General features: G+C 38.0%; 7 protein-coding genes. 2 read left to right on the forward strand and 5 right to left on the reverse strand.

The window, feature by feature from the left end; all coding sequences use genetic code 11:
- Nucleotides 1-469, reverse strand: a 469-nt coding sequence (gpr, locus tag AC1DRF_RS14800) for a GPR endopeptidase (RefSeq protein ID WP_477741024.1), incomplete at its 3' end; no start/stop codon positions are given.
- A gap of 256 nt (nt 470-725) precedes the next feature.
- Here gpr and rpsT point away from each other — a divergent pair.
- Entirely contained in the window at nt 726-992 is a 267-nt protein-coding gene (gene rpsT / locus AC1DRF_RS14805; protein WP_013059249.1) for a 30S ribosomal protein S20, read from the forward strand.
- Nucleotides 993-1,026: 34 nt separating this feature from the next.
- Here the strand turns inward: rpsT and holA are convergent, their stop codons facing one another.
- Complete coding sequence (holA, locus tag AC1DRF_RS14810) at nt 1,027-2,043, reverse strand: DNA polymerase III subunit delta (protein WP_013059250.1); 1,017 nt, start codon at nt 2,041-2,043, stop codon at nt 1,027-1,029.
- 326 nt (nt 2,044-2,369) lie between these two features.
- Between holA and AC1DRF_RS14815 the strand changes: the two genes are divergently transcribed.
- Nucleotides 2,370-2,504 carry a YqzM family protein gene (locus AC1DRF_RS14815; RefSeq protein ID WP_013059251.1) on the forward strand — a complete coding sequence of 45 codons (135 nt, stop codon included), beginning with the start codon at nt 2,370-2,372 and terminating at the stop codon, nt 2,502-2,504.
- A 57-nt stretch (nt 2,505-2,561) separates the two neighbouring features.
- Here AC1DRF_RS14815 and AC1DRF_RS14820 read toward each other — a convergent pair whose 3' ends face one another.
- The 3 genes from AC1DRF_RS14820 to AC1DRF_RS14830 all read right to left on the reverse strand — a co-directional run.
- Nucleotides 2,562-4,853, reverse strand: a complete 2,292-nt coding sequence (locus tag AC1DRF_RS14820) for a DNA internalization-related competence protein ComEC/Rec2 (protein WP_477741025.1) — start codon at nt 4,851-4,853, stop codon at nt 2,562-2,564.
- Between the two features lie 68 nt (nt 4,854-4,921).
- Nucleotides 4,922-5,488, reverse strand: coding sequence for a ComE operon protein 2 (locus AC1DRF_RS14825; RefSeq protein ID WP_218812657.1), 567 nt, complete (start codon nt 5,486-5,488; stop codon nt 4,922-4,924).
- A 96-nt stretch (nt 5,489-5,584) separates the two neighbouring features.
- A partial coding sequence (locus tag AC1DRF_RS14830) for a helix-hairpin-helix domain-containing protein (RefSeq protein ID WP_477741026.1) occupies nt 5,585-5,911 on the reverse strand: 327 nt, incomplete at its 5' end.

The raw sequence follows: 5,911 nt of genomic DNA on the forward strand, positions 1-5,911 counted from the left end.
GTCTAAAGCCATCTTGCACGCTTTCAGGCTGTAGCTCAAACAGATGTCTTGTAATCAACAAATTATCTACTGCCTTTGGTCCAAGCGCATCTGGTGTAACACTTAAGTTTCCAAGACCCACTACAAGACAGCTAGCATCATCTGGAATGTTGAGGCTTTTAATAAAAAAATTCAGCTCTTTAGCAAATACTTCTTCCATGGCCTCTTGCTTTTCAGTATCCTGCTCGCGAATGCCTACCGATTCAAGGGTTACATATCGGCCTTTTTTCTTACCGATTGCTTCTGCGCCTTCTTCCGTAATTTCTACCATTGAAATTTTGACACCTTGTTCTTCTTTTTCTTTTACAATTACGCCTTTGATTTCTGACTGATTATTCGGTTTAGGCTGATTTTCTAACGCTATGTCTTTTGCTTCGACAGCTAAATCCGTGCGCACGCTATATTGACTTAAATCAAGTTCTTTTTCCATTTCTTAACCTCCTAGACAATCTTTGTTGAAATTATTGTCACCGAGGACTGGCAGATTCATGCATTTAAGAAATGAAAAGTGGAAGGAAGGGCGCAATATCAGCTACAAGCTTTTAAAGAGAGCTCTGTCATATAAAATTCCTTGTCAAGGCTATTGCATTCTGTCCTTGTGTTTGATAAAATATCTTTTGTTCTTATTGTGAAGAATGTCGAGTTCTATATAATCTCGATTGTTATCATTTCGGGAGGTGAAACGGATGCCAAACATTAAATCAGCTATCAAACGTGTAAAAACTACTGAAGCTCGCCGTGCTCATAACATTCAAGCTAAATCAGCTATGCGTACTGCAATCAAAAACTTTGAAGCTTTAGTTGAAAACAACGATGTAGATAACGCAAAAGCAGCATTTGCTGTTGCTTCTAAAAAATTAGACAAAGCTGCACAATCTGGTATTATCCACAAAAATGCTGCAGCTCGTCAAAAATCTCGCTTAGCAGTAAAACTTAACGGTTTATCTGCATAATTGAGACAAAAACGATCCCATTAGGATCGTTTTTTTATTGCGCTCTTTTTAATAAAAACAGCTGTAAAATAAGCGCTTTATCCATTTTCCCCGTCTTCATTTCATAATCTGCCTCTGCTAAATCCTTTAAAATTTCTTTAAGCTGCTGTTCCTCAAAACTTCTGCTCTGCTGCAAAGCAATTTTCACACGAAACGGATGAACCTTAATCGTTTGAGCAATTTGCTGCTGACCGTACCCTTGACTAGACAGCTGCTTCGTATGATAAATCAAACGAAACTGCGTCGCTAACAAAGATAAAATTTTAATAGGCTCTTCGTTATTACGCAGTAAATCCTGATACATATTTAAAGCAGTAGAAACCTTTCGCTGAATAACAGCGTCAATAAGTGTAAATACATTTTGTTCAAGCGTTTTTGCCACAAGCTTAAGCACAACTTCTTTTGTAATGACTCCGTCTTGTCCAACGTATAACACCATTTTTTCAATTTCATTTGTCACAAGCGTTACATTAAGACCCACAAGCTGAATAAGCAGCGTCACAGCATCTTCATCCATATTCACTCCATCTTTTGAAAGTAAATTATGAATCCACTGCTTCATTTCTTTTTCACCAAATTCGTTCGCTTCAATGTAAGCTGCTTGTTTTTTTAATAATTTTGTTATTTTTTTTCTTTCATCCAGCTTTTCATAAGGGGCTAGTAGAATTAACGTTGAAAAAGACGGGGGCTGTTCCACATATTGCTGCAGTTTTGCTAGATCATGCTCTACTTTATCTTTCGATTTTTCAGCCGTTAAAAATGCTGCATTTTTCGCAACCACTACACGCTTGTCTCCTAAAAAAGGAAGCGTTTCAGCATCTTCTAGAACTTGATCAATCGATGTTTCTTCTAAATCGTATAGTGACAAGTTAAATTCTTTATCTTCTTCATTTAACGTATAGTCGACGATTTTATCTCTAATCTTTTTACTCATAAATGCATTGACCCCGTGTATTAAGTAAACGGGGGCTATATTATTTTTGGTAATACTTTTTAAGCTATCAACTGCCAACGTATATACGCTCCTCTTTTTTATTCATCTATATTGATTATGTATAGTTACTGATAAACAAAATACAATTTCTATCGTAAAGGTGTTATGAGTTTTTGGCAACAATACAAAAGGAATTGCCTTAAAACGACAATTCCTCAGTTTATGATAAACATTAACAATATAAGCCCTAGGTTACTTATTTGTTAATGATTAAACCCTTATCTCTATTTTCTCCTCATGTCCATAAAGTATAGTTGTTAACTGTTGTCAGTTTGTGAAAACGCTTTTAAATTGTCTAGATTTTTAAAAAAAGTTAGATTATACTGTAAACAGGAGGGGTGTTAATGAACCAATTTGAAGAAAGTGTCCAAAGTAAACGCAACGACGCTGTCGATTCTGCCGTAGGATTTGGTGTTTCATTTGGCTTTTTCACTGCCTTATTTGTTATTGCAACTGTGATTCACTACTTGGGTTCGTAAAATTGCTTCAAGGCTGCTTCTTAGCAGTCTTTTTTAGTTCGTTTTTCTTACTATAGACTATGGAAGTTGCTGCGAAAACGTTCCTGACTTTTTTGTAAATTCATACATTACCCCACCATCTTCATCCGTTCGATAAATATACACTCCGTAGCTTTTCAGAAGCTCTAATATTTCTTGATGAGGATGACCATAACGATTTTTTTGTCCCGCTGAAACAAGCGCTACTTTAGGATTTAAATGTTGAACAAACTCTTCTGAAGTTGAAGTTTTACTGCCATGATGCCCAACTTTTAATACATCTGCTTTAAGGTTTGGAAAGTCTTCCAATATTCTTTGTTCTCCTTCCCTTTCTAAATCTCCGGTGAATAACCATCTTAAATTTCCTAACTTAGCGTCTATTACAATTGAGCCGTTGTTGCTCGTTTCTTCGAAACCTGTCGGAGAAATAATCTGAAATAAGACACCTCCTTCTTGCCAGCTATCTCCTTGTTGAACAATTTGAACAGGTACGCTTTGTTTTTGAGCAGCGATCACCAAGCCAGTCTCTACATCATTTAATTCAGCTTTTTTCCCAAGCACCAGCTCTCCGACAGCCACTTGTGAAAATAAATGCTGTGCCGCCCCTACGTGATCATAATCGCCGTGTGTAATAATCATTTTATCTACCCTTGTTATTCCTTTTGAATGCAAAAAGGGAACAAGTACATCTTCTCCCACGTCAAAAGAAGAACGACGTTTTTGCCATGGTTCTTTTGGAAATGAAACGGTTCCTCCGGTATCGATCATATACACACCTTTTCGATAAGGAAGCTCAATGATAAAGCAGTCTCCTTGTCCTACATCGACCATTGTGACCGTTCCTTTTGGGTTCAAATAAGGATACATACATTGTGCGGCTAACAATGCCACGAGAAGAAACATATAGCGAAAGAAAAATTCTCCTTCTTCGACCGCCACAAATAAAGCATAAATGCATAAGTACATGCCCAAAAACAGCACAATGTGGGGTTTTCCCGTTACAAAATCAGCGGGAATCCACTCAAAAAAGCCAAGCAATTTTTCACAAAAAAGTAAAAGAACATGAAGAATCTGCTCCAGCAGTTCACTCACTCCCGGCAAGAGAATACGAACAAAAAGAATGAGCAAACAAAGAGGTAATATAACAAGAGAAAACAGCGGTACAAAAACCATATTTAATGGCAAACTGAGGAGAGATACTCCATAAAAATAGTACAACAATAAAGGAAGTGAACTGACTTGTGCAATCGCTGAAACAACCATGAGCTGGCTGAAAGAAGAATGAAAACGAGGTAAAATCGTCTGACTCGATAAAATCAATGCAAAACTAACGGCAAAAGAAAGCTGAAATCCTACATCAAATAAATAGTACGGCTTAAAAAGCAGCATGGCTATAAAAGCAAGGCTGATGCTATCAACCAAAAGAATTTTTCTTTGTATCTTTATCGATATAAGCATCAGCATACTCATAAAAACAGCTCGGACAACTGAAGCGCTGCCACCAGCCAAAACCATGTATACAGGAAGAAGCACAAGTAAAAGCGTAATGGCTCGCTCGCGCGTTATTCCAATCCGAATGAGCAAATAAAAACACATTGCTGTCAGCAGTCCAACATGAAGACCTGATATGGCAAGCAAGTGTATTAAACCAAATTGCTGATAGCGCTTGATACTCTCTTCTTCGATGCCGGTGCGCTCGCCGTAAATTAGTGCCTGCATAAACCCAGCGCCTGGATCCGACATATTTTGTTGAATATAATTAATTCCTTTTTGACGAATAAAGGTAAGGTACGTAAGTGGAGTTAGAGTGGGGAGCTGGCATTTTACCAAATCAAGTCTCTTGACGTTAAGCTGCCAATGAATAGACTGATGGTACAAATATTGCTGATAATCAAATGCATGAAGGTTGCGAGCAGGTGAAGGAGAAGTTAATTGCCCCGCTAGTTGACAAACTTGATGAATCGTTAGCTTTTCGAGCTGCTGTTTCTCTTCCAACGTTTTTAGTTTATAAAAAGCCATGACCTCTTCATTTTGAACCGTAAACTTAAAAGTAAGCTTGTCGCCGTCACTATGCGGCACAGATGAAATTTCGCCTGTAAAAGAAGAAGATTCAGTTAAAAGAACCGTTTTGTTATGCTTATTTGTCTCAGCTAATAGGCAGACGCACAAAACACTCAACAGTGCAGAAGTAATAACCACTTTCCTCGGACATTGTAGCCATTGAAAAATGAAAAGCACGATTAGCAAAAACAGGCTTACAGCGGAATGATTATCATATACATATAAAGCTATCATCATGCTAAAAGCACAGTAAATATAATATCCTTTCACTTTTAGCTCCTTTCTTCTTAAAAGAAAGAGGCTTCTTACTGTTACTAAGTAAAAAACCTCTTTTACCTTTAATTTGCCGTAAACAAAGTGAGAGCTTCACGCTGTAAATTCATCACTTCTGCTTCGTCCGCTCCGCTTTTTTCTAAACGAGCGAGAACATCCGTCACAAATTGAAGCTTCTCTTTACTTTTTAAGTCAATGATTGCTTCATCAAGTTCAACTTTTGCTGTTTTCACTCCCGCCTGTTGAAATAACTCAACAGCATACGGATGATTTTTGTAATCATTAGCGTAATATACTGTTTTAATTCCCGCTTGAATAAGGGCTTTACAGCAGTTTAAACACGGAAAATGCGTGACGTATACTTCCGCATCTTCTGTTTTCACACCAAACTTAGCACACTGCAAGAGTGCATTCACTTCTGCATGAACAGTTCTTACACAGTGTCCATCAATCACATAACAGCCTTCGTCAGCACAATGCACGCCTCCGCTGATCGAGCCGTTGTATCCTCCAGCTATAATACGTTTATCACGCACCACTGTAGCCCCAACAGCCAGACGTTCACAAGTGCTTCTTAAGGCTAGCAAATGGCTTTGTGCCATAAAATATTGATCCCATGAAATCCGGTTCATCTCATTCCCTACCTTTTTATTTAAAACTGAATAATTATAATTATACTTGTCTCTTTCATAGTGTAGCGTTTCTTTTCCTTCTTCGTCAATAAGTCTCTACTGTACCGTAATTTGAGCTTTGATTTTTTCTAGCGACTTCTCGCCAATACCTGATACTTGCCCCAAATCCTCTACTGTTTGAAACAAGCCATTTTCCTCTCGATATGAAACGATGGCACTCGCTTTTGAAGGTCCAATGCCATTTAGCGTTTGCAGTTCATCAGTGTTCGCTGTATTGATATTAACAAGGGGCTGATCATTTGAAGTTCCTGAGGAAGAGATTGAAGAAACTGGAGATGAAGGCGGGATTTCTTCTCCAGCAGCTGGGATGTAAACAGCCATTTCATCTTGTAGCTTGCTAGCTAAGTTGAGCTGTCTTAAGTC

This window comes from Priestia sp. P5_B4 (assembly GCF_056400385.1).